Consider the following 23,253-nt stretch of genomic DNA (forward strand, 5'->3'; position numbering starts at 1 on the left):
TAGGATAACAATCAACGATGTGGCTTCAGCTTTCATCGAATCCCCCTTATCCAACACGCCGCCGAAACTCGGCAATGGTCTGGCATTCAACGCACAGCCTGACACCAGAAATAGCTCTGCGACGGGCCTCCGGGATCGCATGTCCACAGAGTTCGCATTCAGCAGACGACATCGTCGGTGAGATCAACGAAGATCGAATGCGCTCAATCTGGCTATCGACCATCAGTTGGGTCACTTCCTGTGCCTCATCAACCCAGTCTGCTTTCATGCTGCACCCTCCCTGAATGTCTGGCGTTGCAGCTCACGTAAACGACGCACAATTCTGATCAACCGCAGAAATTTCACCGCGTAAACATCATCAAACAGAGGATCATCGAACGGGCCACTGGCACCAAGAAGGAACCCGGTCAAGGCTGATAATGGGGTATAAGTCACATCACCACACAATGCGCTCAGTAGCTCACCCTCAGGTGTTGATCGAAGGATATAACCCGTACTCAGAAAGGATTTATCCTCCAGAACCGTGCTCTCAATTCCCATCACCTCCGCCAGTTCAAACGACAGGCGAAACGCGATGTCCTGTAGATGTTCAACATCATCCTGCAAAGCCGGGATATGCCAGATATCGGTTACCGGCTCCAGCCCGTTCGCAGCAAACGTAATGGAATTTGCAGGTAGTTCCTGAAGCGCATCATCATTAACACCAGGCTCTGGCTCAGCACCCGGAAAAGTGTCTGGTAAATCAGGTGTTGAATTCCTGTTTAGGTTCCCATCATAAAGATCCAGCTGTTCTTCATCAGACTGTTGGTCAATATGGTCAGAGGAATCAGCTTCAGTAGCGGCAGGCTTTTTCCCCGATGGCCTGGAGTCAGTAGTGACGGATGGCAGCTCCTCAGCCGGTGGTGGTGAAGGCTCATCATTGTTTTTGTCTGCATCCAGAACATGCTGGGGAAGCGGCTCCGGCTCGCCGAACAATTTGCGACGGTTCTGTTCCTGCGGATCGAGTTCAATCAGCCAGCTATCGTAGGTCAGTTGTGGATCGGGCATAGCCTTCAACAGGGCCGCAATCAGTTCTTCTTTAAAAACATCGACAGAGTAGTGGTCCGGGTCATCAAAGGCGCGACAGACACCGCCGAATACATCGTTAAATTCCTGTTCCGGGGATAACGCAACGTTCTGACTGAAGGCTTGCCAAGCTTTTTCTGCCGCTGTTCGCAACGTAATTAGCTGGGCAATCTGAGGCCGTCCCATACCCGAATTAAGCAAATTGGGCATCCACGGCCATAGATATTCGATTGTCGCCACCATACGGCTGATATTCGAATGGTGAACCGGATAACCCGCTTCTTTCAGCAGGTCGGCCAGCTCGCGCTGACTCACTTCACGCCCCAGTTGTTCCTCGTAAATAGCCCGTGCCTTCTCGATACCGAAGGCTTTTTCAATAAATGACAGCTCGCCACGCACATCATTCTCGGCCAGATGCCCGATGACACACTGCAAACGCCCGGGCCACGGTTTCACGATGCACTGAACACGGCGAAAACGCTCATCGCCTGTTTCTGCATACAGTTCCGTCAGAATGGAATAGCGAGTGTTGCCGCCGTCGCTGAAGATATAAACATCCTCCGGGCTTTCCGGATCTCTGGTGACTTTTGGCACCGAATCAAGCCCCCGTGCGCAGATCGACGCTTTGATATCGTCATACTTCGGATTACGGGAAGTACGGGGGTTATCGGGATTCGGGCGCAACTGCTCCAGCGTCAGAACCATCGGCATCTCATTGACCGGCAACACCACGGCGGCGCTTTCAGTATTTGGGGTACGACCACGCTGGAGTAGCTTTTCGCCCAGTTGGCTAGGTTTCTTAGAAGTCATAGCGACCTCCAATGAAATCCTCGAAACGGGTAATCTCCGCCTGATATTGCACCTTTATTGTGCCGATAGGCCCATTGCGCTGCTTGCCAAGAATAATTTCAGCCACACCAGGTTCATGCGTATCGGCGTCATACACTTCGTCCCGATAAACAAACATAATCAGATCGGCATCCTGCTCCAGCGCCCCGGAGTCACGCAAATCGCCATTATTCGGGCGCTTATCTACCCGACTTTCCAGTGACCGATTGAGCTGTGACAACGCCACCACCGGACAGCCAATTTCTTTCGCCAGCGCTTTAAGCGAGCGGGATATCTCCGCAATCTCCTGCGTCCGGTTCTCCTGCCCCGGGCAGCGCATCAGTTGCAGATAATCCAACAGGATTACGGATGGATGGCCGTATTTACGGATATTTTTTCTCACCCGGGAACGCAGGAGCGCCGGTGTCATATAGCTGGAATCGTCAATCACCAGCCTGTTTTTCCAGTCTTCAAGCAGGACTTTCATTGCTACACCGACCCGCGCCCAGTCTTCATCCTGCATATCGCCATTGCGCAGATGTTGCAGAGGCACACGCCCCAACATGGCGGTAAATCGCATCAGCAGCTGCTCGGTAGGCATTTCCAGGCTGTAGACCTGCACTGCCATATCCGGGCGCTCGTTCAATGCACCTTCGCAGAACGCCAGCCCGAGCGCGGTTTTCCCCATCGACGGACGGCCAGCCAGGAGAATCAGATCACTGGACTGGAAGCCGCTGGTCATACTGTTAAGTTGCGTAAAACCGGTAGGTGTACCGGTAATCAGGTCCTCACTACCGCAACGTTGCTCCAATCGGTTAAGGAAGACTTCAAGTGAAGCAGGTAAATCAACGTCACCATCCGGAGATTGCTGTTCGGCAATAGCAAATATGCGGCGCTCAGCTTCATCCAGTAACACCATCAGGTCACTTCTGACATTGCTGGCCTGCCCGACCAGATCGTATCCCAGTGCTAGTAACTGACGTTTCTGGCCGTAGCTAGCAACATACTCCGCATAAGCCACAATATTCGCTGAACTGGGCGTATTTTTGGAAAGTTCGGCGAGATAGGCAAAACCGCCGCACTGTTCTAATGTGCCCTGCAGCTCCATTGATTCCGCAAGCGTGATCAGATCGATAGGCTTGTTCTGAAGTAACAACGTCTGCATCGCAGAAAAAATCATGCCATGCGGTCGTGAATAAAAACAGTCAGCAGAGACAATCGTCGCAATATCATCCCAACGATCGTTATCAAGCATCAAACCGCCAAGGACGGCCTGCTCGGCGCTGATTGAATGCGGCGGCAATATCTGTTCTGTGTTATTCATGCAGGCCTCCTGTGCTACGACATTCGACCAGAGCTTTATTAAAACGGGCCAGCCAGGACGGGGAGAATATTTTCATTATCTATCCCCCTTCGGCTGGTTTTGCAGTACCACATCAAAGCGGTCGCGCCATTCAGGGAATAATTCACAGGCCAGATAATGCATGGTCTTCGCAGCTGGTAGACTTTTCCGGTCGGTCTGGTATTCAAGACGGTGAGCTGGTTGCCCCCTCGTATGACCAAGCTTGTAGACTTCAAGGTCGTAAATTTGCGTTTCAAGCAGAGTGACGGGGGGAATATCTGCTTTGCTATATGCTCCATCAGCAATAATCGTGGTTAACGCACTCAGTGCTTCTTCAGCCAGCAGGGTGTAGTCCATACAGTTGACCAGGACTTTCATTGGCGGCAGAGTAAGACCAAACCCACGATAAGGCAGAAGTTCCTCCATTAGTGTCACTGTTCCTCGCAGGAACTCCCTGACATCCGGGACAACCGGTTTTACCATCGCCACTGCCGTATGTGTTGTTGCCAACAACACCAGTTCCAGCATGATTGAACGCGCGCCCTGTGAATCAATGATGATGGCATCGTAAGCAGCAAACAGCGGATGCTGGAGTAAGTTGCGCAGACGAATTCTGCCATCCGGCGCATGCATCATCGCCGTCTTGAGTTGTTCATGGGGATCGTTAGAGATAATCAGGTCAAGATTATCGATGCAGGTCTGAGAAATCAGTTGCTCGGGATGGTTGAGATCTACGGTCTGCATCAACATTTCGTAAAGACCGCATGGGGCTTCATAGCGGAAGGAGTAGTAACTGGAGGCAGTTGGCTGGGCGTAGTCGCCGTCAATCAAAAGGGTTTTAAGACCGGCGTCGGCACAGAAGCCAGCCAAGTTAGCGGAGTGAGTAGATTTACCTTCACCACCTTTGGTAGAAATTACTGAAATTACATGCATATAAGTCACCTGTGTACGATTTACAGGTAACAAACGTTCTATGCGTGTTTAAATCAGGGATTGAAAATCCCCGTGTCCTTGGTTCGATTCCGAGTCCGGGCACCAAATTCATATGAACGGACCTCAACGGAGGTCCGTTTTTCGTTTCAGGACGCGACGATTTAACCGTTCTTCCTCCAAATCACTCCCACCAAACTCAACCAAATTCTCCCCACATCACCAGCATTTTGCGGGTATCCCCCTGTTTGAGAAAATTTGTCCCGGAGCTATGACACTGACTGACGCAAAATGTCGTGCGGCCCCGTAATGCTGTTGAACGTCAAATGACGTCATCAGGAGCGTAACGCATCCATAAACAGAACGCCGACTGATGAGATTTTTTGGATGCGAACAAAGAGAAATGTATCAGTCCGTTTGATCATGCAAAGACTAACAATCCATTAAAATAGTAAGCGTTCCAGGCAATTTTCCGGGGATTATTTTCTGAACGTTTTCTTTGGCAAAGATAATCAATCTTGGTGGTAAGGCAAATTACTTCTGATTCTCATTAAAGTCATTTCGTAAGGCGATGTAATCAAGAGGTTTACGGGTGGTAAAAATAACGTCTCACATTCACCTGTAATATGTAAACGCACCCATCTATAGATGGTAAAAATAGGTTATGGCAATTATCATTGCACCATTCCTTTTTCGAATGAGTTTTTATTATGCAACAACCTGTAGTTCGCGTTGGCGAGTGGCTTGTTACTCCGTCCATAAACCAAATTAGTCGCAATGGGCGTCAACTTACCCTTGAGCCGAGACTAATCGATCTTCTGGTTTTCTTTGCTCAACACAGTGGCGAAGTACTTAGCAGAGATGAACTTATCGATAATGTCTGGAAGAGAAGTATTGTTACCAATCACGTTGTAACGCAGAGTATCTCAGAACTGCGTAAGTCATTAAAAGATAATGATGAAGATAGTCTTGTCTATATCGCTACTGTACCAAAGCGCGGTTATAAATTAATGGTGCCAGTTATCTGGTACAGCGAAGAGGAGGGAGAAGAAATAATGCAATCTTCGCCTCCCCCTATACCAGAGGCGATTCCTGACACAGATTCCCCTTCCCACAGTCTTAACATTCAAAACACCGCAACGCCACCTGAACAATCCCCAGTTAAAAGCAAACGATTCACTACCTTTTGGGTATGGTTTTTTTTCCTGTTGTCGTTAGGTATCTGTGTAGCACTGGTGGCGTTTTCCAGTCTTGAAACGCGTCTTCCTATGAGTAAATCGCGTATTTTGCTCAATCCACGCGATATTGACATTAATATGGTGAATAAGAGTTGTAACAGCTGGACTTCCCCGTATCAGCTCTCTTACGCGATAGGCGTGGGTGATTTGGTGGCTACGTCACTTAATACCTTCTCCACTTTTATGGTTCATGACAAAATCAACTACAACATTGATGAACCGAGCAGTTCCGGTAAAACATTATCTATTGCGTTTGTTAATCAACGCCAATACCGCGCTCAACAGTGCTTTATGTCGGTGAAATTGGTAGACAATGCAGATGGTTCGACCATGCTGGATAAACGTTATGTCATCACTAACGGTAATCAGCTGGCGATTCAAAATGATTTACTGGAGAGTTTGTCAAAAGCGTTAAATCAACCGTGGCCACAACGAATGCAGGAGATGCTCCAACAAATTTTGCCTCATCGTGGTGCGTTATTAACTAATTTTTATCAGGCACATGATTATTTAATGCATGGTGATGATAAATCATTGAACCGTGCCAGTGAGTTATTAGGTGAGATTGTTCAATCATCTCCCGAATTTACCTACGCGAGAGCAGAGAAAGCATTAGTTGATATAGTACGTCATTCTCAGCATCCTTTAGATGAAAAACAATTAGCAGCACTGAACACAGAAATTGATAACATTGCTACACTGCCAGGAATGAATAATCTGGCCATTCTCTATCAAATAAAAGCGGTCAGTGCTCTGACAAAAGGAAAAACTGACGAATCTTATCAGGCGATAAATACTGGCATTGACCTTGAAATGTCCTGGCTAAATTATGTGTTGCTTGGCAAAGTTTATGAGATGAAGGGGATGAACCGAGAAGCTGCTGATGCATATCTCACCGCCTTTAATTTACGCCCAGGAGCAAACACCCTTTACTGGATTGAAAATGGCATATTCCAGACTTCTGTTTCTTATGTTGTTCCTTATCTCGACAAATTTCTCGCTTCAGAATAAACGAATCCTGGGTTGATTCATTCGCGGGGATTTTTAGCGTTAAACGCTTGTATATTTATTGACACAACATGTTGCAGCAATTTATTTGCTGCATAATTTTTTATTACATAAATTTAACCAGCAACTTTCTCGTAATTCATTGTAAATATTGAATGTTTATCTTTTCATGATATCAACTTGCGATTCTGATCTGTTAATGAAGAGCTAAAATCCTCACTGACATAAACTTTTGTATTATTTCACCTAATCTTTAGGATTAATCTTTTTTTTTGAGTAGTCTTGTCGCCAGTTTGGTCTGGTCAGTAAATAGTTATACATCATGACCCGGACTCCAAATTCTAAAATGAAATTAGGAGAAGAGCATGAGTTCTGCCAAGAAGATTGGGCTATTTGCCTGTACCGGTGTTGTTGCCGGTAATATGATGGGGAGCGGTATTGCATTATTACCTGCGAACCTTGCAAGTATCGGTGGTATTGCTATCTGGGGTTGGATCATCTCTATTATTGGTGCAATGTCGCTGGCTTATGTATATGCCCGACTGGCAACAAAGAACCCGCAACAAGGTGGCCCAATTGCTTATGCTGGAGAAATTTCCCCTGCATTTGGTTTTCAGACAGGTGTTCTTTATTACCATGCTAACTGGATTGGTAACCTGGCGATTGGTATTACCGCTGTATCTTATCTTTCCACCTTCTTCCCAGTATTAAATGATCCTGTTCCGGCAGGTATCGCCTGTATTGCTATCGTCTGGGTATTTACCTTTGTAAATATGCTCGGCGGTACCTGGGTAAGCCGTTTAACCACTATTGGTCTGGTGCTGGTTCTTATTCCTGTGGTTATGACTGCTATTGTTGGCTGGCATTGGTTTGATGCTGCAACTTATGCAGCTAACTGGAATACTGCGGGTACCACTGATGGTCACGCAATCATTAAAAGTATTCTGCTCTGCCTGTGGGCCTTCGTGGGTGTTGAATCCGCAGCTGTAAGTACTGGTATGGTTAAAAACCCGAAACGTACCGTTCCACTGGCAACCATGCTGGGTACTGGTTTAGCAGGTATTGTTTACATTGCTGCGACTCAGGTGCTTTCCGGTATGTATCCGTCTTCTGTAATGGCAGCTTCCGGTGCTCCGTTTGCAATCAGTGCTTCAACTATCCTCGGTAACTGGGCTGCGCCGCTGGTTTCTGCATTCACCGCCTTTGCGTGCCTGACTTCTCTGGGCTCCTGGATGATGCTGGTAGGCCAGGCAGGTGTACGTGCCGCTAACGACGGTAACTTCCCGAAAATTTATGGTGAAGTCGACAGCAACGGTATTCCGAAAAAAGGTCTGCTGCTGGCTGCAGTGAAAATGACTGCCCTGATGATCCTCATCACTCTGATGAACTCTGCCGGTGGTAAAGCCTCTGACCTGTTCGGTGAACTGACCGGTATCGCAGTACTGCTGACTATGCTGCCGTACTTCTACTCTTGCGTTGACCTGATTCGTTTTGAAGGCGTTAACATCCGCAACTTTGTCAGCCTGATCTGCTCTGTACTGGGTTGCGTGTTCTGCTTCATCGCTCTGATGGGTGCAAGCTCCTTCGAGCTGGCAGGTACCTTCATCGTCAGCCTGATTATCCTGATGTTCTACGCTCGCAAAATGCACGAGCGCCAGAGCCACTCAATGGATAACCACACAGCATCTAACGCACATTAATTAAAAGTATTTTCCGAGGCTCCTCCTTTCATTTTGTCCCATGTGTTGGGAGGGGCCTTTTTTACCTGGAGATATGACTATGAACGTTATTGCAATATTGAATCACATGGGGGTTTATTTTAAAGAAGAACCCATCCGTGAACTTCATCGCGCGCTTGAACGTCTGAACTTCCAGATTGTTTACCCGAACGACCGTGACGACTTATTAAAACTGATCGAAAACAATGCGCGTCTGTGCGGCGTTATTTTTGACTGGGATAAATATAATCTCGAGTTGTGCGAAGAAATTAGCAAAATGAACGAGAACCTGCCGTTGTACGCGTTCGCTAATACATATTCCACACTCGATGTAAGCCTGAACGATCTGCGTTTACAGATTAGCTTCTTTGAATATGCGCTGGGTGCTGCTGATGATATTGCTAACAAGATCAAGCAGACCACTGACGAATATATCAACACTATTCTGCCTCCGCTGACCAAAGCGCTGTTTAAATATGTTCGTGAAGGTAAATATACTTTCTGTACTCCTGGTCACATGGGCGGTACTGCATTCCAGAAAAGCCCGGTAGGTAGCCTGTTCTATGATTTCTTTGGTCCGAACACCATGAAATCTGATATTTCCATTTCAGTATCTGAACTGGGTTCCCTGCTGGATCACAGCGGTCCACACAAAGAAGCAGAACAGTATATCGCTCGCGTCTTTAACGCAGACCGCAGCTACATGGTGACCAACGGTACTTCCACTGCGAACAAAATTGTTGGTATGTACTCTGCTCCGGCAGGCAGCACCATTCTGATTGACCGTAACTGCCACAAATCGCTGACCCATCTGATGATGATGAGCGATGTTACGCCAATCTATTTCCGCCCGACCCGTAACGCTTACGGTATTCTTGGCGGTATCCCACAGAGTGAATTCCAGCACGCAACCATTGCTAAGCGCGTTAAAGAAACACCAAACGCAACCTGGCCGGTACATGCCGTAATTACCAACTCTACCTATGATGGTCTGCTGTACAACACCGACTTCATCAAGAAAACGCTGGATGTGAAATCCATCCACTTTGACTCCGCGTGGGTGCCTTACACCAACTTCTCACCGATTTACGAAGGTAAATGCGGTATGAGCGGTGGCCGTGTCGAAGGGAAAGTGATTTACGAAACCCAGTCCACTCACAAACTGCTGGCGGCGTTCTCTCAGGCTTCCATGATCCACGTTAAAGGTGACGTAAACGAAGAAACCTTTAACGAAGCCTACATGATGCACACCACCACTTCTCCGCACTACGGTATCGTGGCGTCCACTGAAACTGCTGCGGCGATGATGAAAGGTAATGCCGGTAAACGCCTGATCGACGGTTCCATTGAACGTGCGATCAAGTTCCGTAAAGAGATCAAACGTCTGAGAACGGAATCTGATGGCTGGTTCTTTGATGTATGGCAGCCGGATCATATCGATACTACTGAATGCTGGCCGCTGCGTTCTGACAGCACCTGGCACGGCTTCAAAAACATCGATAACGAGCACATGTATCTTGACCCGATCAAAGTCACTCTGCTGACTCCGGGGATGGAAAAAGACGGCACCATGAGCGACTTTGGTATTCCGGCCAGCATCGTGGCGAAATACCTCGACGAACATGGCATCGTTGTTGAGAAGACCGGTCCGTATAACCTGCTGTTCCTGTTCAGCATCGGTATCGATAAGACCAAAGCACTGAGCCTGCTGCGTGCTCTGACTGACTTCAAACGTGCGTTCGACCTGAACCTGCGTGTGAAAAACATGCTGCCGTCTCTGTATCGTGAAGATCCTGAATTCTATGAAAACATGCGTATTCAGGAACTGGCTCAGAATATCCACAAACTGATTGTTCACCACAATCTGCCGGATCTGATGTATCGCGCATTTGAAGTGCTGCCGACTATGGTAATGACTCCGTATGCTGCGTTCCAGAAAGAGCTGCACGGTATGACCGAAGAAGTTTACCTCGACGAAATGGTAGGTCGTATTAACGCCAATATGATCCTTCCGTATCCGCCGGGAGTTCCTCTGGTAATGCCGGGTGAAATGATCACCGAAGAAAGCCGTCCGGTTCTGGAGTTCCTGCAGATGCTGTGTGAAATCGGCGCTCACTATCCGGGCTTTGAAACCGATATTCACGGTGCATACCGTCAGGCTGATGGCCGCTATACCGTTAAGGTATTGAAAGAAGAAGGCAAAAAATAATTAGCTAGTACAAGGGAAGTGGCTTGCCACTTCCCTTTTTTGCTCATAAGGAGAACACATGAAAACACCCTCACAGCCGCGCGCGATATACTATATCGTGGCGATCCAGATCTGGGAGTACTTCAGTTTTTACGGCATGCGTGCCTTACTCATTCTCTATCTCACCCATCAGCTTGGTTTTGATGATAACCATGCCATCAGCCTGTTCAGCGCATACGCTTCTTTGGTTTACGTTACCCCTATTCTCGGCGGCTGGCTTGCCGACCGCCTGCTCGGCAACCGCACTGCGGTAATTGCCGGCGCGCTGTTAATGACCCTTGGCCATGTGGTGCTGGGCATTGATACAAATTCAACCTTTAGCCTGTATCTGGCGCTGGCAATCATTATTTGTGGCTACGGTTTATTCAAATCAAACATCAGCTGTTTGCTTGGCGAGCTCTACGACGAGAACGATCATCGACGTGATGGCGGTTTTTCGCTGCTGTATGCCGCGGGCAATATCGGTTCTATCGCAGCCCCCATCGCCTGCGGCCTGGCTGCTCAGTGGTATGGATGGCATGTTGGCTTTGCCCTTGCGGGTGGCGGCATGTTTATCGGTTTGTTGATTTTCTTAAGCGGTCATCGTCATTTCCAATCCACGCGTAGTATGGATAAAAAAGCGCTCACTCGCGTGAAGTTTGCCTTACCGGTATGGAGCTGGTTAGTGGTGATGCTCTGTTTAGCCCCAGTATTTTTTACCTTGCTGCTGGAGAACGACTGGTCCGGATATTTGCTGGCGATTGTTTGCCTTATTGCTGCACAAATCATTGCCCGCATGATGATCAAATTCCCCGAACACCGCCGTGCTCTTTGGCAAATTGTATTGTTGATGTTTGTCGGGACGTTGTTCTGGGTACTGGCACAACAGGGCGGCAGTACCATCAGCTTGTTTATCGATCGCTTTGTGAATCGTCAGGCATTCAATATTGAAGTACCTACTGCGCTATTCCAGTCAGTGAACGCAATTGCGGTGATGCTCGCTGGGGTTGTACTTGCCTGGCTGGCGTCGCCAGAAAGCCACGGCAACTCAACATTGCGCGTCTGGCTGAAGTTTGCCTTTGGCTTACTGCTGATGGCTTGTGGCTTTATGTTGCTGGCATTTGATGCCCGACATGCAGCGGCTGGCGGTCAAGCGTCAATGGGTGTGATGATATCCGGGCTGGCGCTAATGGGCTTTGCCGAACTCTTTATTGACCCGGTGGCGATTGCGCAAATCACGCGTCTGAAAATGTCTGGCGTATTAACCGGTATTTATATGCTGGCAACAGGCGCGGTCGCCAACTGGCTGGCAGGCGTAGTGGCACAACAGACGACTGAGTCGCAAATTAGCGGTATGGCAATTGCAGCTTACCAGCGATTCTTTTCCCAGATGGGAGAGTGGACGTTGGCTTGTGTCGCGATCATCGTGGCATTGGCCTTTGCTACCCGATTTCTGTTTAGCACTCCGACGAATATGATACAGGAAAGCAACGATTAACTTCCGTAAAAACAATTAGTTATGAATCAATTTACTTTCAGTTAATCACACTAGCAAATCCCAGATTAATAAGATATTTAAACCATTTTTATGGTTATTTATTAGTGATATCAACTTGAGGTAAGCGTTGGTTTAGATAAGATGAACTGAGTTACTAATAGTCGAGGCAGATAATACAGTGTACCGATCTGTCTCTTTATCTACGCTAAATTGAAAGCTGGATTAAGAGGAACCAAAATGTCTGAACAAGAAACACAGGGAGCCAATGAGGCTATTGATTTTAACGATGAAATGAGAAATCGTCGCGAAAAACTGGCAGCGCTGCGTCAGCAAGGCGTGGCGTTTCCCAATGATTTTCGCCGCGACCATACTTCTGACCAGTTGCACGAAGAGTTTGATGCGAAGGATAACCAGGAACTGGAATCCTTAAACATTGAAGTCTCGATTGCTGGCCGAATGATGACCCGTCGAATCATGGGGAAAGCCTCCTTTGTAACATTGCAGGATGTCGGTGGCCGTATTCAACTGTACGTTGCACGAGATAGCCTGCCAGAAGGTGTTTATAACGATCAGTTTAAAAAATGGGACCTGGGTGACATTATCGGTGCCCGCGGTACGCTGTTTAAGACGCAAACTGGTGAGCTTTCCATTCACTGTACTGAGTTACGCCTGCTGACTAAAGCACTACGTCCTTTACCAGATAAATTCCATGGTCTGCAGGATCAGGAAGTCCGTTATCGTCAACGTTATCTGGACCTCATCGCTAACGATAAATCCCGTCAAACGTTTGTTGTCCGTTCAAAAATTCTGGCCGCTATCCGCCAGTTCATGGTCGCACGCGGCTTTATGGAAGTAGAAACCCCGATGATGCAGGTAATTCCAGGTGGGGCATCTGCTCGCCCGTTTATTACCCATCATAATGCTCTGGATTTAGATATGTATCTGCGTATCGCGCCGGAGCTGTATCTGAAACGTCTGGTTGTAGGTGGTTTTGAACGGGTATTCGAAATCAACCGTAACTTCCGTAATGAAGGTATTTCTGTTCGTCATAATCCTGAGTTCACGATGATGGAACTCTACATGGCGTATGCGGATTACCACGATTTGATTGAACTGACAGAGTCACTGTTCCGCACCCTGGCACAAGAGGTACTGGGTACCACTAAAGTCACTTATGGCGAGCATGTGTTTGATTTCGGCAAACCGTTCGAAAAACTCACCATGCGCGAAGCAATCAAAAAATATCGTCCAGAAACTGAGATGGCCGACCTGGATAATTTTGATGCCGCTAAAGCATTAGCTGAATCTATCGGTATTACAGTAGAGAAAAGCTGGGGGCTGGGACGTATTGTCACCGAAATCTTTGATGAAGTTGCAGAAGCACATCTGATTCAGCCAACCTTTATTACTGAGTATCCGGCAGAAGTGTCACCGCTGGCGCGCCGTAATGATGTTAACCCGGAAATCACCGACCGTTTTGAATTCTTCATCGGTGGTCGTGAAATCGGTAATGGTTTTAGCGAATTAAACGACGCAGAAGATCAGGCTGAACGTTTCCAGGAACAGGTTAACGCCAAAGCTGCAGGTGACGACGAAGCGATGTTCTACGACGAAGATTACGTGACTGCGCTGGAATATGGTCTGCCGCCAACCGCAGGTCTGGGAATTGGTATCGACCGAATGATTATGCTGTTTACTAACAGTCATACTATTCGCGACGTTATTCTCTTCCCGGCGATGCGTCCACAGAAATAAGTTTCACTTTAATGAACGAAGCAGCCAGTCGACTGCTTCGTTCGTCGTTCCGCAAATCAATTTTTGAGGAGAGACGCTTCGTTTCAAGATAACCAGCGGATCCACTCAACCACAGCTCCTAAAAGAGAGAAAAAAGTAATGCCACAGGCAGACTCATTGGCCAGGTTATTCCTACCAGGAATGCACTAAGTAAACGAATATGTGTTTTCTCATGTGAGATAAACCAGATAATGACAAAGGATATGTTCACACCAATCACATAAAAAATTAATATTTTAGAGAATAGTGTCATTTTTTATGTTCTTCTTATCCTTCCTGGCTACTTGTAAAGCTGACGGAAATAGTCATCAACTATCATAATGTTGAGGTCAAAATCAATATCTGGCAAGTCTAAGCATTTGATCCTGATTAAATCTTCAATTTCACTTGCGGCTAATGATGTCGTTATTGCGAAAGAATTCTCATTCAATTGTCGTGGTATTCCATATTCATCAGCCACTATAGAGGAGAAGTTCATATCATGCATCAATGATCTTAACCTTAAGAAAACTGAGGAATAAGATGATGGATAATCAAAAGAAACGACATAAGTATTGAACTTTTTCTTACCTTCCATAATAAGACTCCTATCAATATTAAATGCCCCGGGGATGCAAAGTTTATTAACCCCGATTGATGATTCTCATATAGGAGATATTCTTTTTTTTTTGCTCACTAAAGGGGATGACTTGGGACAAGAAAACGCTCTCTCTGACCATTCTTTGTGCATCCCCCGACCCTTCAGATACTCCCCTGCATCGCATTACGCAGAGCATGAAAAATATCGTTACTCATCAACTGCGAATATCATCATACTCACGCGTTTTATCAAATTCGTGTTTCGCAAATGGGCACAGTGGGATAATTTTTCGTTTTTCCCGGCGCATTTTTTCCACGACTTTCGCAACCAACTGTTTACCAATCCCTTGCCCTTTCAGGCTTTCATCAACATCGGTATGTTCGATAATCGCTAAATTCTCTCCAGTCGGCACAAAGACAATTTCAGCGATTTGCTTACCCTGCTCGTCATTGATGTAAAATTTATTGTGGCCTTCACGTATTTCCATTTTCCCCTCGCTTATTTATGACGGTATTTCAGCGCGCCGCTCGGGCACGTATCAATCACTTTCACTACAGTGGCGACGTCCACTTCATCCGGCATGATCCACGGCTTACGTTTGAGATTAAATAACTTGCCGTTGCCACGTACGCAATTGCCAGAATGCTGACATATTGCAGTGTTGAACCAGACATCGATCTTTTCGCCGGTATAGCAGCGATAACCACCGTCCAGTAGATCCTGATCCATGACCTTCCCTCTCTCATCAGTATGGTTTTCGCAATAAGCATAGCCCGGAATCTTCATACAGCACCGGCAGTTTCAGTTTCCAGAGCCTCTTCCCCTATATAGCCAATTATTCTTACTCCCTTTGAATTACCTGCCTCATCAGAGATAATGCTTAAGAAATTTGTCACACAAGGAAGCTGATGAGACATTCATTGCCCTACCGCAAGTTACGCAAACGTCCGATGAAATTGAGTACCACAGTGATCTTAATGGTCAGCGCGGTGCTGTTCTCGGTGCTGTTGGTGGTGCATCTGATTTACTTCTCGCAAATCAGTGATATGACGCGAGACGGACTGGCCAACAAGGCGCTGGCGGTGGCGCGTACCCTTGCCGATTCGCCGGAAATCCGTCAGGGCTTGCAGAAAAAACCGCAGGAGAGCGGGATCCAGGCCATCGCGGAAGCCGTGCGCAAACGTAACGATCTGCTGTTTATTGTCGTTACCGATATGCAAAGTCTTCGCTACTCGCATCCTGAAGCCCAGCGTATTGGTCAGCCATTTAAAGGTGATGACATCCTTAAAGCGCTGAATGGCGAAGAAAATGTCGCTATCAATCGCGGTTTTCTGGCGCAGGCTTTACGCGTATTTACCCCCATCTATGATGAGAATAATAAACAGATTGGCGTGGTGGCGATCGGCCTTGAGTTAAGCCGCGTGACCCAACAGATCAATGACAGTCGCTGGAGCATTATCTGGTCGGTGTTATTTGGCATGCTGGTCGGCCTCATCGGCACCTGCATTCTGGTTAAGGTGCTGAAAAAAATCCTTTTCGGCCTGGAACCCTACGAAATATCCACACTGTTTGAGCAACGCCAGGCCATGTTGCAGTCTATCAAAGAAGGCGTCGTTGCCGTGGACGATCGCGGCGAAGTCACGCTGATCAACGATGCCGCACAAGAATTGCTGAATTACCGTAAGTCGCAGGACGATGAGAAACTATCGACGCTAAGCCACTCGTGGTCACAGGTAGTAGATGTCTCGGAAGTGTTACGCGACGGTACGCCGCGCCGCGACGAAGAGATTACCGTCAAAGATCGGCTATTACTGATCAACACCGTTCCGGTGCGCAGTAATGGCGTTATCATCGGTGCCATTTCAACCTTCAGGGATAAAACTGAAGTACGTAAACTGATGCAGCGACTGGATGGTCTGGTCAACTATGCTGACGCACTTCGTGAACGATCCCACGAATTTATGAATAAATTGCACGTGATTCTCGGATTATTGCATCTGAAGAGTTATAAGCAGTTGGAAGATTACATTCTCAAAACAGCCAATAACTATCAGGAAGAGATTGGCTCTCTGTTGGGCAAGATCAAATCGCCGGTTATCGCTGGTTTTTTAATCAGCAAGATTAACCGCGCGACCGATTTAGGCCATACGCTGATTTTAAACAGCGAAAGCCAGTTGCCCGACAGCGGCAGTGAAGACCAGGTCGCGACGCTGATTACCACGTTGGGAAATCTGATAGAAAACGCGCTGGAGGCATTAGGGCCGGAACCCGGAGGCGAAATTAGCGTAACATTGCACTACCGTCACGGCTGGCTGCACTGTGAAGTTAACGATGATGGACCGGGGATCGCACCCGACAAAATCGATCACATTTTTGACAAAGGTGTCTCGACAAAAGGAAGCGAACGAGGCGTCGGTTTAGCTCTTGTCAAACAACAGGTAGAAAATCTCGACGGCAGTATCGCCGTAGAATCGGAACCCGGGATTTTCACACAATTTTTTGTCCAGATACCCTGGGACGGGGAGAAGTCGAGCAAATGATCAATGTATTAATTATCGATGACGACGCAATGGTGGCGGAGCTGAATCGCCGATACGTGGCGCAGATCCCGGGCTTTCAATGCTGCGGAACGGCCTCGACACTGGAAAAAGCCAAAGAGATAATTTTCAACAGCGACACGTCTATTGACCTGATATTGCTCGATATCTATATGCAGAAGGAGAACGGGCTCGATTTACTTCCGGTACTGCATAACGCTCGCTGCAAAAGCGATGTGATAGTCATCTCTTCCGCCGCCGATGCCGCGACGATTAAAGATTCGCTGCATTACGGCGTTGTTGATTACCTGATAAAACCCTTCCAGGCATCACGCTTTGAAGAGGCACTCACCGGCTGGCGACAAAAGAAAATGGCGCTGGAAAAACATCAGTATTATGACCAGGCCGAGCTGGATCAGCTAATCCACGGCAGCAGCGCCAACGAGCAGGATCCTCGTCGCTTGCCAAAAGGCTTAACGCCGCAGACGTTACGCACGCTGTGCCAGTGGATTGACGCGCATCAGGACTATGAGTTTTCAACCGACGAGTTGGCCAACGAGGTGAACATCTCGCGCGTTTCCTGCCGCAAGTACCTGATCTGGCTGGTCAACTGCCACATCTTATTTACCAGCATTCATTATGGCGTCACGGGTCGTCCGGTTTACCGTTACCGTATTCAAGCGGAACATTACTCATTACTGAAACAATATTGCCAATAACGCACCATTGGTTATCCGCAAGTAACAATTATTGCAGTAATGCAAAAGAGTACTGGCACAAGTTACATCGTCCATCAGTAAAACTTGTGCCAGATCAAATATAATTATCCCCTTCTCATTTCATCGATTTAATATTCTTTAGGATAAATAGTGTTTTTAATTTCAAAACGCTAACAAAAGTTAATTAACTATTATGTCACCCGCATTATGTGTATTTTTACCCACAAATGGGTAGATCAGAATAATCTATAACCGCCATTAGAACAAAAAACATACCAATAAATATCAATAAGATAGTAGAAAACAAATTATTAACATCTGCGCAGCACAAACTATAACCCCATCGCCAGAGAGTATTTTTCTCTGAAAAAGTCGCTTATCACAGTGTATTAATTTATTGCTGCCTGAATCAGCCAATATTCACTGTGAAGTAATTACTCAGGCCAGTAACGACCAAAAGGATATTAGTCAGGCTCTGAAAAAAGTTCATACAAACAGAACGAGACTGCGTTCTATTCAGTAGAAATTTAAATGGGATTATCGCGAGGGTTCACAAATGTTATTTACTATCCAACTTATCATAATATTGATATGTCTGTTCTATGGCGCCAGAAAGGGCGGTATCGCGCTAGGTTTATTAGGCGGTATCGGCCTCGTCATTCTGGTATTCGTCTTCCATCTTCAGCCAGGTAAACCACCGGTTGATGTTATGCTGGTTATCATCGCGGTGGTGGCGGCATCGGCCACGTTGCAAGCCTCGGGCGGCCTTGACGTCATGCTGCAAATTGCCGAGAAACTGCTGCGCCGCAATCCGAAATATGTCTCCATTGTCGCGCCGTTTGTTACCTGTACGCTGACCATTCTTTGCGGTACAGGTCACGTGGTTTACACCATCCTGCCAATCATCTACGACGTGGCAATTAAGAACAATATCCGTCCGGAACGTCCGATGGCGGCAAGTTCTATCGGTGCACAGATGGGGATTATCGCCAGTCCGGTGTCGGTTGCGGTAGTATCACTGGTCGCAATGCTGGGTAACGTTACCTTTGATGGTCGTCACCTTGAGTTCCTCGACCTGCTGGCAATCACCATTCCATCGACGTTACTCGGTATCCTGGCGATTGGTATTTTCAGTTGGTTCCGCGGTAAAGATCTGGATAAAGACGAAGAGTTCCAGAAATTCATCTCCGTACCGGAAAACCGTGAGTACGTTTACGGTGACACCGCGACGCTGCTGGATAAAAAGCTGCCGAAAAGCAACTGGCTGGCAATGTGGATCTTCCTCGGGGCAATTGCCGTGGTCGCACTTCTCGGTGCTGATTCGGACCTGCGTCCGTCCTTCGGCGGCAAACCGCTGTCGATGGTCTTGGTTATTCAGATGTTTATGCTGCTGACCGGGGCGCTGATTATTATCCTGACCAAAACCAATCCCGCGTCTATCTCAAAAAACGAAGTCTTTCGTTCCGGTATGATCGCCATCGTGGCGGTGTACGGTATCGCATGGATGGCAGAAACCATGTTCGGTGCGCATATGTCTGAAATTCAGGGCGTACTGGGCGAAATGGTGAAAGAGTATCCGTGGGCCTATGCCATTGTTCTGCTGCTGGTTTCCAAGTTTGTAAACTCCCAGGCCGCGGCGCTGGCGGCGATTGTTCCTGTCGCACTGGCGATTGGCGTTGACCCGGCTTACATCGTGGCTTCAGCACCGGCTTGCTACGGTTATTACATCCTGCCGACCTATCCAAGCGATCTGGCAGCGATTCAGTTTGACCGTTCCGGCACCACCCACATCGGTCGCTTCGTCATCAACCACAGCTTTATTCTGCCAGGGTTGATTGGCGTGAGCGTATCTTGCGTCTTTGGCTGGATCTTCGCCGCGATGTACGGGTTCTTATAAATGCACTTTGCGTGCCGCCCGTCGCTGTGCGGCACGCCATTTTCGTATAACAAATACAGAGTTACAGGCTGGAAGCTATGTCAAACAAACCCTTTATCTACCAGGCGCCTTTCCCGATGGGGAAAGACAATACCGAATACTATCTGCTCACTTCCGATTACGTTAGCGTTGCCGAATTCAATGGCGAAACCATCCTGAAAGTGGAACCAGAAGCCCTGACCCTGCTGGCGCAGCAAGCCTTCCACGACGCCTCTTTCATGCTCCGCCCGGCACACCAGAAACAGGTTGCTTCTATTCTTCACGACCCAGAAGCCAGCGAGAACGATAAATACGTGGCGCTGCAATTCTTGAGAAACTCCGAAATCGCTGCTAAAGGCGTGCTACCGACCTGCCAGGATACCGGCACCGCGATCATTGTTGGTAAAAAAGGTCAGCGCGTATGGACCGGCGGTGGTGATGAAGAAGCGCTGTCGAAAGGCGTCTATAACACCTATATCGAAGATAACCTGCGCTATTCACAGAACGCGCCGCTGGACATGTACAAAGAGGTCAACACTGGCACTAACCTGCCTGCGCAAATCGACCTGTACGCGGTAGATGGCGATGAATATAAATTCCTCTGCGTCGCCAAAGGCGGCGGTTCTGCCAACAAAACGTATCTCTACCAGGAAACCAAAGCCCTGCTGACTCCGGGTAAACTGAAAAACTTCCTCGTCGAGAAAATGCGCACCCTCGGTACCGCAGCCTGCCCGCCGTACCATATCGCGTTTGTGATTGGCGGCACTTCTGCGGAAACCAACCTGAAAACTGTCAAGTTAGCAAGCGCTCACTATTACGATGAACTGCCGACCGAAGGGAACGAACACGGTCAGGCGTTCCGCGATGTCCAGCTGGAACAGGAACTGCTGGAAGAAGCTCAGAAACTCGGCCTAGGCGCGCAATTTGGCGGTAAATATTTTGCTCACGATATCCGCGTAATCCGCCTGCCGCGTCACGGCGCTTCCTGCCCGGTCGGTATGGGCGTTTCCTGTTCCGCTGACCGTAACATCAAAGCGAAAATTAACCGCGAAGGTATCTGGATCGAAAAACTGGAACACAACCCAGGCCAGTACATTCCGGAAGAACTGCGCCAGGCGGGTGAAGGCGAAGCGGTGAAAGTTGACCTTAACCGCCCGATGAAAGAGATCCTCGCCCAACTTTCGCAATATCCGGTTTCCACTCGTTTGTCGCTCACCGGCACCATTATCGTGGGTCGCGATATTGCGCACGCCAAGCTGAAAGAGCTGATTGACGCCGGTAAAGAACTGCCGCAGTACATCAAAGATCACCCGATCTACTACGCGGGTCCGGCGAAAACCCCTGCCGGTTATCCATCAGGTTCACTTGGCCCAACCACCGCAGGTCGTATGGACTCCTACGTGGATCTGCTGCAATCCCACGGCGGCAGCATGATCATGCTGGCGAAAGGTAACCGCAGTCAGCAGGTTACCGACGCGTGTCATAAACACGGCGGCTTCTACCTCGGTAGCATCGGTGGTCCGGCGGCGGTACTGGCGCAACAGAGCATCAAGCATCTGGAATGTGTCGCTTATCCGGAGCTGGGTATGGAAGCTATCTGGAAAATCGAAGTAGAAGATTTCCCGGCGTTTATCCTGGTCGATGACAAAGGCAACGACTTCTTCCAGCAGATCGTCAACAAACAGTGCGCGAACTGCACTAAGTAACCTCTTCGGCCCAGCGCCTGGCAGCATGCTGCCAGGTGATCCCCCTGGGCCACCTCTTTTGCGATTGTAATTTCACGCTTGCTGGTGAATAGTCAGTATTTTCCCTGACTTGCGAACTCACCATGATCCGCACACTCAAGCCGTTAATTCTTAACACCGGCGCGCTGGCGCTAACGTTAATCCTGATTTATACCGGCATTTCGGCCCATGACAAACTCACCTGGCTGATGGAAGTGACACCGGTGATTATCGTCGTGCCGCTACTGCTTGCCACCGCCAGACGTTACCCGTTAACGCCGCTGCTCTATACGCTCATCTTCTTTCACGCCATCATCCTGATGGTCGGCGGGCAGTACACCTATGCGAAAGTCCCCATCGGTTTTGAGGTGCAGGAATGGTTAGGGTTGAGCCGTAATCCGTATGACAAGCTGGGGCATTTTTTCCAGGGACTGGTGCCTGCACTGGTGGCACGAGAAATTCTCGTGCGCGGGATGTACGTGCGCGGACGTAAAATGGTGGCGTTCCTGGTCTGCTGCGTAGCGCTGGCGATAAGCGCCATGTATGAGTTGATCGAGTGGTGGGCGGCACTGGCGATGGGCCAGGGAGCGGATGATTTTCTCGGTACGCAGGGCGACCAGTGGGACACGCAATCCGATATGTTCTGTGCGTTGCTTGGCGCATTAACGACAGTGATATTGCTCGCTCGTCTTCACTGCCGCCAGTTACGGCGCTATGGCTTAATCACCAGAGCGCCGGAAGCGATTACACCTTAGCGGTGCAACCAGCCAGGTAGCCAGTCGCCGTGAGCGGTAATCAGGTCGTCAACCAGGGCATAAATTTCGTCAATGCCCAGCACGGCGGCGGTGTGCGGGTCCATCATTGCGGCGTGGTAAACACGGTCACGATTTTCGGTGAGAATGGCTTCGGTCAGCAGCGTTTGTACGTTGATGTTGGTTTGCATCAGGGCAGCCAGATGCGAAGGCAGTGCACCAACTTTGGTTGGCTGAATACCATTGGCGTCAACCAGACAGGCTACTTCCACGCAACATCCTTGTGGCAGGTTATCAATCAATCCATCGTTACGGACGTTGCCGTAAATCACACTCGGCTCGCCGGTCCAGATAGCGTTCATAATCGTGCTGGCATATTCCCGTGACGGTTTAATATCAATCCGGGAGGCGTTTTTATACTCTTCCAGCTCTTTATGCCAGTTCGCCAACTGTTCAACACAGCGTTTCGGGTACTCATCCAGCGGCACTTTATAACGCTCAATCAAATCCTCACGACCTGGCTTAATAAACCACGGCGTATATTCGGCAAAATGTTCTGACGACTCCGTGACGAAGTAGCCAGTTTTTTGAACATTTCATAGCGCACAATATTCTGGCAGCGAGTATTACCATGAATATTCGGTTTCGGTGCCTGGCCTGCGTCATACGCTGCCAGCAGTTCCGGGTAGAGATTCACGTAACTGCCGTCTGCGGTTTTGCGCTCCAGCTCCAGGTAGAACGCCATATGGTTGATACCTGCGCAACGATAACGCAGCGTGGACGGATCGATATTCAGGTCGCGGGCCAACTCTTCCGCCGTTCCCTGCACCGAGTGGCACAGACCCACCTGTTTGATATGCGGATAGCGGGCATACATCGCCCAGGTATTCATCGCCATCGGGTTAACGTAATTGAGCATGGTGGCATCGGGGCAAACTTCCGTCATATCCTCGCAAATCTGCCACAAATGTGGAATGGTACGTAGCGCACGCATAATGCCGCCCGGCCCCAGCGTATCGGCAATGGTTTGTTCCAGACCGTGGCGCTTACAGACCTCAAAATCAGTCACTGTGCAGGGTTCATAACCGCCAATCTGAAACGCCACCACCACAAAATCGGCGCCCTGTAAGGCTTCTTTCTGTTCGCTGTGGCAGGTGATTTTGCCGCTGGCCCCTGCTGAATCCATTAGCTTGCGCACCACAATGTGCGACTCTTCCAGCCGTGTGGGATCAATGTCCATCAGAGCGATATGCGCCGTTTTCAGCGCCTCACGGTGAAACACATCACCAAGAATATTTTTAACGAAAATTGTCGAACCAGCGCCGATAAATGTAATTTTGGGTGCAGACATCATTCAGATCTCCAGGCTTGCTTGAAT

At 48.5% G+C, this 23,253-nt stretch carries 18 protein-coding genes and 1 pseudogene; 10 read left to right on the top strand and 9 right to left on the bottom strand.

Annotation, left to right across the window (positions count from 1 at the left end):
* Positions 1–46: 46 nt before the first annotated feature.
* The 4 genes from AACU94_RS18865 to AACU94_RS18880 all read right to left on the bottom strand — a co-directional run bounded on the left by AACU94_RS18865 (position 47) and on the right by AACU94_RS18880 (position 4,168).
* Positions 47–268: a TraR/DksA C4-type zinc finger protein gene (locus AACU94_RS18865; RefSeq protein WP_135410430.1), complete on the bottom strand. Its 222-nt coding sequence runs from the start codon at positions 266–268 to the stop codon at positions 47–49.
* On the bottom strand, positions 265–1,875 hold the full coding sequence (locus tag AACU94_RS18870; protein ID WP_135410431.1) for a ParB family protein: 1,611 nt from the start codon (positions 1,873–1,875) through the stop codon (positions 265–267). The genes AACU94_RS18865 and AACU94_RS18870 overlap by 4 nt, the downstream gene beginning before the upstream one ends.
* The gene (gene dnaB-PI, locus AACU94_RS18875; RefSeq protein WP_135490055.1) at positions 1,865–3,217 is read right to left on the bottom strand and encodes an SPI-7-type island replicative DNA helicase; all 1,353 of its coding nucleotides are present in this window, start codon (positions 3,215–3,217) and stop codon (positions 1,865–1,867) included. Before dnaB-PI ends, AACU94_RS18870 begins: the two co-directional genes overlap by 11 nt.
* Before the next feature lie 75 nt (positions 3,218–3,292).
* Positions 3,293–4,168: a ParA family protein gene (locus AACU94_RS18880; RefSeq protein ID WP_135490056.1), complete on the bottom strand. Its 876-nt coding sequence runs from the start codon at positions 4,166–4,168 to the stop codon at positions 3,293–3,295.
* Between the two features lie 707 nt (positions 4,169–4,875).
* On the opposite strand from AACU94_RS18880, the gene cadC reads away from it, so the two are divergent.
* From cadC to lysS, 5 genes are all read left to right on the top strand, one after another.
* Positions 4,876–6,414: a lysine decarboxylation/transport transcriptional activator CadC gene (gene cadC / locus AACU94_RS18885; RefSeq protein WP_130216757.1), complete on the top strand. Its 1,539-nt coding sequence runs from the start codon at positions 4,876–4,878 to the stop codon at positions 6,412–6,414.
* A 362-nt stretch (positions 6,415–6,776) separates the two neighbouring features.
* Positions 6,777–8,111: a cadaverine/lysine antiporter gene (gene cadB / locus AACU94_RS18890; protein WP_130216759.1), complete on the top strand. Its 1,335-nt coding sequence runs from the start codon at positions 6,777–6,779 to the stop codon at positions 8,109–8,111.
* Positions 8,112–8,190: 79 nt separating this feature from the next.
* The gene (gene cadA / locus AACU94_RS18895) at positions 8,191–10,338 is read left to right on the top strand and encodes a lysine decarboxylase CadA (RefSeq protein WP_130216761.1); all 2,148 of its coding nucleotides are present in this window, start codon (positions 8,191–8,193) and stop codon (positions 10,336–10,338) included.
* A gap of 58 nt (positions 10,339–10,396) precedes the next feature.
* Positions 10,397–11,854, top strand: a complete 1,458-nt coding sequence (gene dtpC, locus AACU94_RS18900) for a dipeptide/tripeptide permease DtpC (protein ID WP_130205935.1) — start codon at positions 10,397–10,399, stop codon at positions 11,852–11,854.
* Between the two features lie 237 nt (positions 11,855–12,091).
* Positions 12,092–13,609, top strand: a complete 1,518-nt coding sequence (gene lysS, locus AACU94_RS18905) for a lysine--tRNA ligase (protein WP_130216763.1) — start codon at positions 12,092–12,094, stop codon at positions 13,607–13,609.
* 118 nt (positions 13,610–13,727) lie between these two features.
* Here the strand turns inward: lysS and ghoT are convergent, their stop codons facing one another.
* From ghoT to yjdI, 4 genes are all read right to left on the bottom strand, one after another.
* Complete coding sequence (ghoT, locus tag AACU94_RS18910; RefSeq protein ID WP_064525730.1) at positions 13,728–13,901, bottom strand: type V toxin-antitoxin system toxin GhoT; 174 nt, start codon at positions 13,899–13,901, stop codon at positions 13,728–13,730.
* Between the two features lie 27 nt (positions 13,902–13,928).
* Positions 13,929–14,225 carry a type V toxin-antitoxin system endoribonuclease antitoxin GhoS gene (ghoS, locus tag AACU94_RS18915; RefSeq protein ID WP_135490057.1) on the bottom strand — a complete coding sequence of 99 codons (297 nt, stop codon included), beginning with the start codon at positions 14,223–14,225 and terminating at the stop codon, positions 13,929–13,931.
* A 217-nt stretch (positions 14,226–14,442) separates the two neighbouring features.
* Positions 14,443–14,715: a GNAT family N-acetyltransferase gene (locus tag AACU94_RS18920; RefSeq protein WP_000405647.1), complete on the bottom strand. Its 273-nt coding sequence runs from the start codon at positions 14,713–14,715 to the stop codon at positions 14,443–14,445.
* Positions 14,716–14,726: 11 nt separating this feature from the next.
* Positions 14,727–14,957: a 4Fe-4S mono-cluster protein YjdI gene (gene yjdI / locus AACU94_RS18925; RefSeq protein WP_130216765.1), complete on the bottom strand. Its 231-nt coding sequence runs from the start codon at positions 14,955–14,957 to the stop codon at positions 14,727–14,729.
* A 179-nt stretch (positions 14,958–15,136) separates the two neighbouring features.
* On the opposite strand from yjdI, the gene AACU94_RS18930 reads away from it, so the two are divergent.
* From AACU94_RS18930 to AACU94_RS18950, 5 genes are all read left to right on the top strand, one after another.
* Complete coding sequence (locus AACU94_RS18930; protein WP_130221792.1) at positions 15,137–16,768, top strand: sensor histidine kinase; 1,632 nt, start codon at positions 15,137–15,139, stop codon at positions 16,766–16,768.
* On the top strand, positions 16,765–17,484 hold the full coding sequence (gene dcuR / locus AACU94_RS18935) for a two-component system response regulator DcuR (protein WP_130205923.1): 720 nt from the start codon (positions 16,765–16,767) through the stop codon (positions 17,482–17,484). The genes AACU94_RS18930 and dcuR overlap by 4 nt, the downstream gene beginning before the upstream one ends.
* 556 nt (positions 17,485–18,040) lie before the next feature.
* Positions 18,041–19,381, top strand: coding sequence for an anaerobic C4-dicarboxylate transporter DcuB (dcuB, locus tag AACU94_RS18940; protein WP_000899528.1), 1,341 nt, complete (start codon positions 18,041–18,043; stop codon positions 19,379–19,381).
* Positions 19,382–19,458: 77 nt separating this feature from the next.
* The gene (gene fumB, locus AACU94_RS18945) at positions 19,459–21,105 is read left to right on the top strand and encodes a class I fumarate hydratase (protein ID WP_130205921.1); all 1,647 of its coding nucleotides are present in this window, start codon (positions 19,459–19,461) and stop codon (positions 21,103–21,105) included.
* A gap of 122 nt (positions 21,106–21,227) precedes the next feature.
* Positions 21,228–21,878 carry a DUF2238 domain-containing protein gene (locus AACU94_RS18950; RefSeq protein WP_130221794.1) on the top strand — a complete coding sequence of 217 codons (651 nt, stop codon included), beginning with the start codon at positions 21,228–21,230 and terminating at the stop codon, positions 21,876–21,878.
* Here AACU94_RS18950 and melA read toward each other — a convergent pair.
* A pseudogene (melA, locus tag AACU94_RS18955) lies at positions 21,875–23,229 on the bottom strand (alpha-galactosidase). The gene AACU94_RS18950 and the pseudogene melA overlap by 4 nt on opposite strands.
* Positions 23,230–23,253: the final 24 nt, after the last annotated feature.

Origin of the sequence: Escherichia sp. E4702, assembly GCF_963883545.1 — a bacterium.
Classification (GTDB): domain Bacteria; phylum Pseudomonadota; class Gammaproteobacteria; order Enterobacterales; family Enterobacteriaceae; genus Escherichia.

Excerpts from the sequence above, each read along its gene's own strand:
- AACU94_RS18865 (WP_135410430.1), bottom strand. The coding sequence starts at position 268 with ATGAAAGCAGACTGGGTTGATGAGGCACAGGAAGTGACCCAACTGATG.
- AACU94_RS18870 (WP_135410431.1), bottom strand. The coding sequence starts at position 1,875 with ATGACTTCTAAGAAACCTAGCCAACTGGGCGAAAAGCTACTCCAGCGT.
- dnaB-PI (WP_135490055.1), bottom strand. The coding sequence starts at position 3,217 with ATGAATAACACAGAACAGATATTGCCGCCGCATTCAATCAGCGCCGAG.
- AACU94_RS18880 (WP_135490056.1), bottom strand. The coding sequence starts at position 4,168 with ATGCATGTAATTTCAGTAATTTCTACCAAAGGTGGTGAAGGTAAATCT.
- cadC (WP_130216757.1), top strand. The coding sequence starts at position 4,876 with ATGCAACAACCTGTAGTTCGCGTTGGCGAGTGGCTTGTTACTCCGTCC.
- cadB (WP_130216759.1), top strand. The coding sequence starts at position 6,777 with ATGAGTTCTGCCAAGAAGATTGGGCTATTTGCCTGTACCGGTGTTGTT.
- cadA (WP_130216761.1), top strand. The coding sequence starts at position 8,191 with ATGAACGTTATTGCAATATTGAATCACATGGGGGTTTATTTTAAAGAA.
- dtpC (WP_130205935.1), top strand. The coding sequence starts at position 10,397 with ATGAAAACACCCTCACAGCCGCGCGCGATATACTATATCGTGGCGATC.
- lysS (WP_130216763.1), top strand. The coding sequence starts at position 12,092 with ATGTCTGAACAAGAAACACAGGGAGCCAATGAGGCTATTGATTTTAAC.
- ghoT (WP_064525730.1), bottom strand. The coding sequence starts at position 13,901 with ATGACACTATTCTCTAAAATATTAATTTTTTATGTGATTGGTGTGAAC.
- ghoS (WP_135490057.1), bottom strand. The coding sequence starts at position 14,225 with ATGGAAGGTAAGAAAAAGTTCAATACTTATGTCGTTTCTTTTGATTAT.
- AACU94_RS18920 (WP_000405647.1), bottom strand. The coding sequence starts at position 14,715 with ATGGAAATACGTGAAGGCCACAATAAATTTTACATCAATGACGAGCAG.
- yjdI (WP_130216765.1), bottom strand. The coding sequence starts at position 14,957 with ATGGATCAGGATCTACTGGACGGTGGTTATCGCTGCTATACCGGCGAA.
- AACU94_RS18930 (WP_130221792.1), top strand. The coding sequence starts at position 15,137 with ATGAGACATTCATTGCCCTACCGCAAGTTACGCAAACGTCCGATGAAA.
- dcuR (WP_130205923.1), top strand. The coding sequence starts at position 16,765 with ATGATCAATGTATTAATTATCGATGACGACGCAATGGTGGCGGAGCTG.
- dcuB (WP_000899528.1), top strand. The coding sequence starts at position 18,041 with ATGTTATTTACTATCCAACTTATCATAATATTGATATGTCTGTTCTAT.
- fumB (WP_130205921.1), top strand. The coding sequence starts at position 19,459 with ATGTCAAACAAACCCTTTATCTACCAGGCGCCTTTCCCGATGGGGAAA.
- AACU94_RS18950 (WP_130221794.1), top strand. The coding sequence starts at position 21,228 with ATGATCCGCACACTCAAGCCGTTAATTCTTAACACCGGCGCGCTGGCG.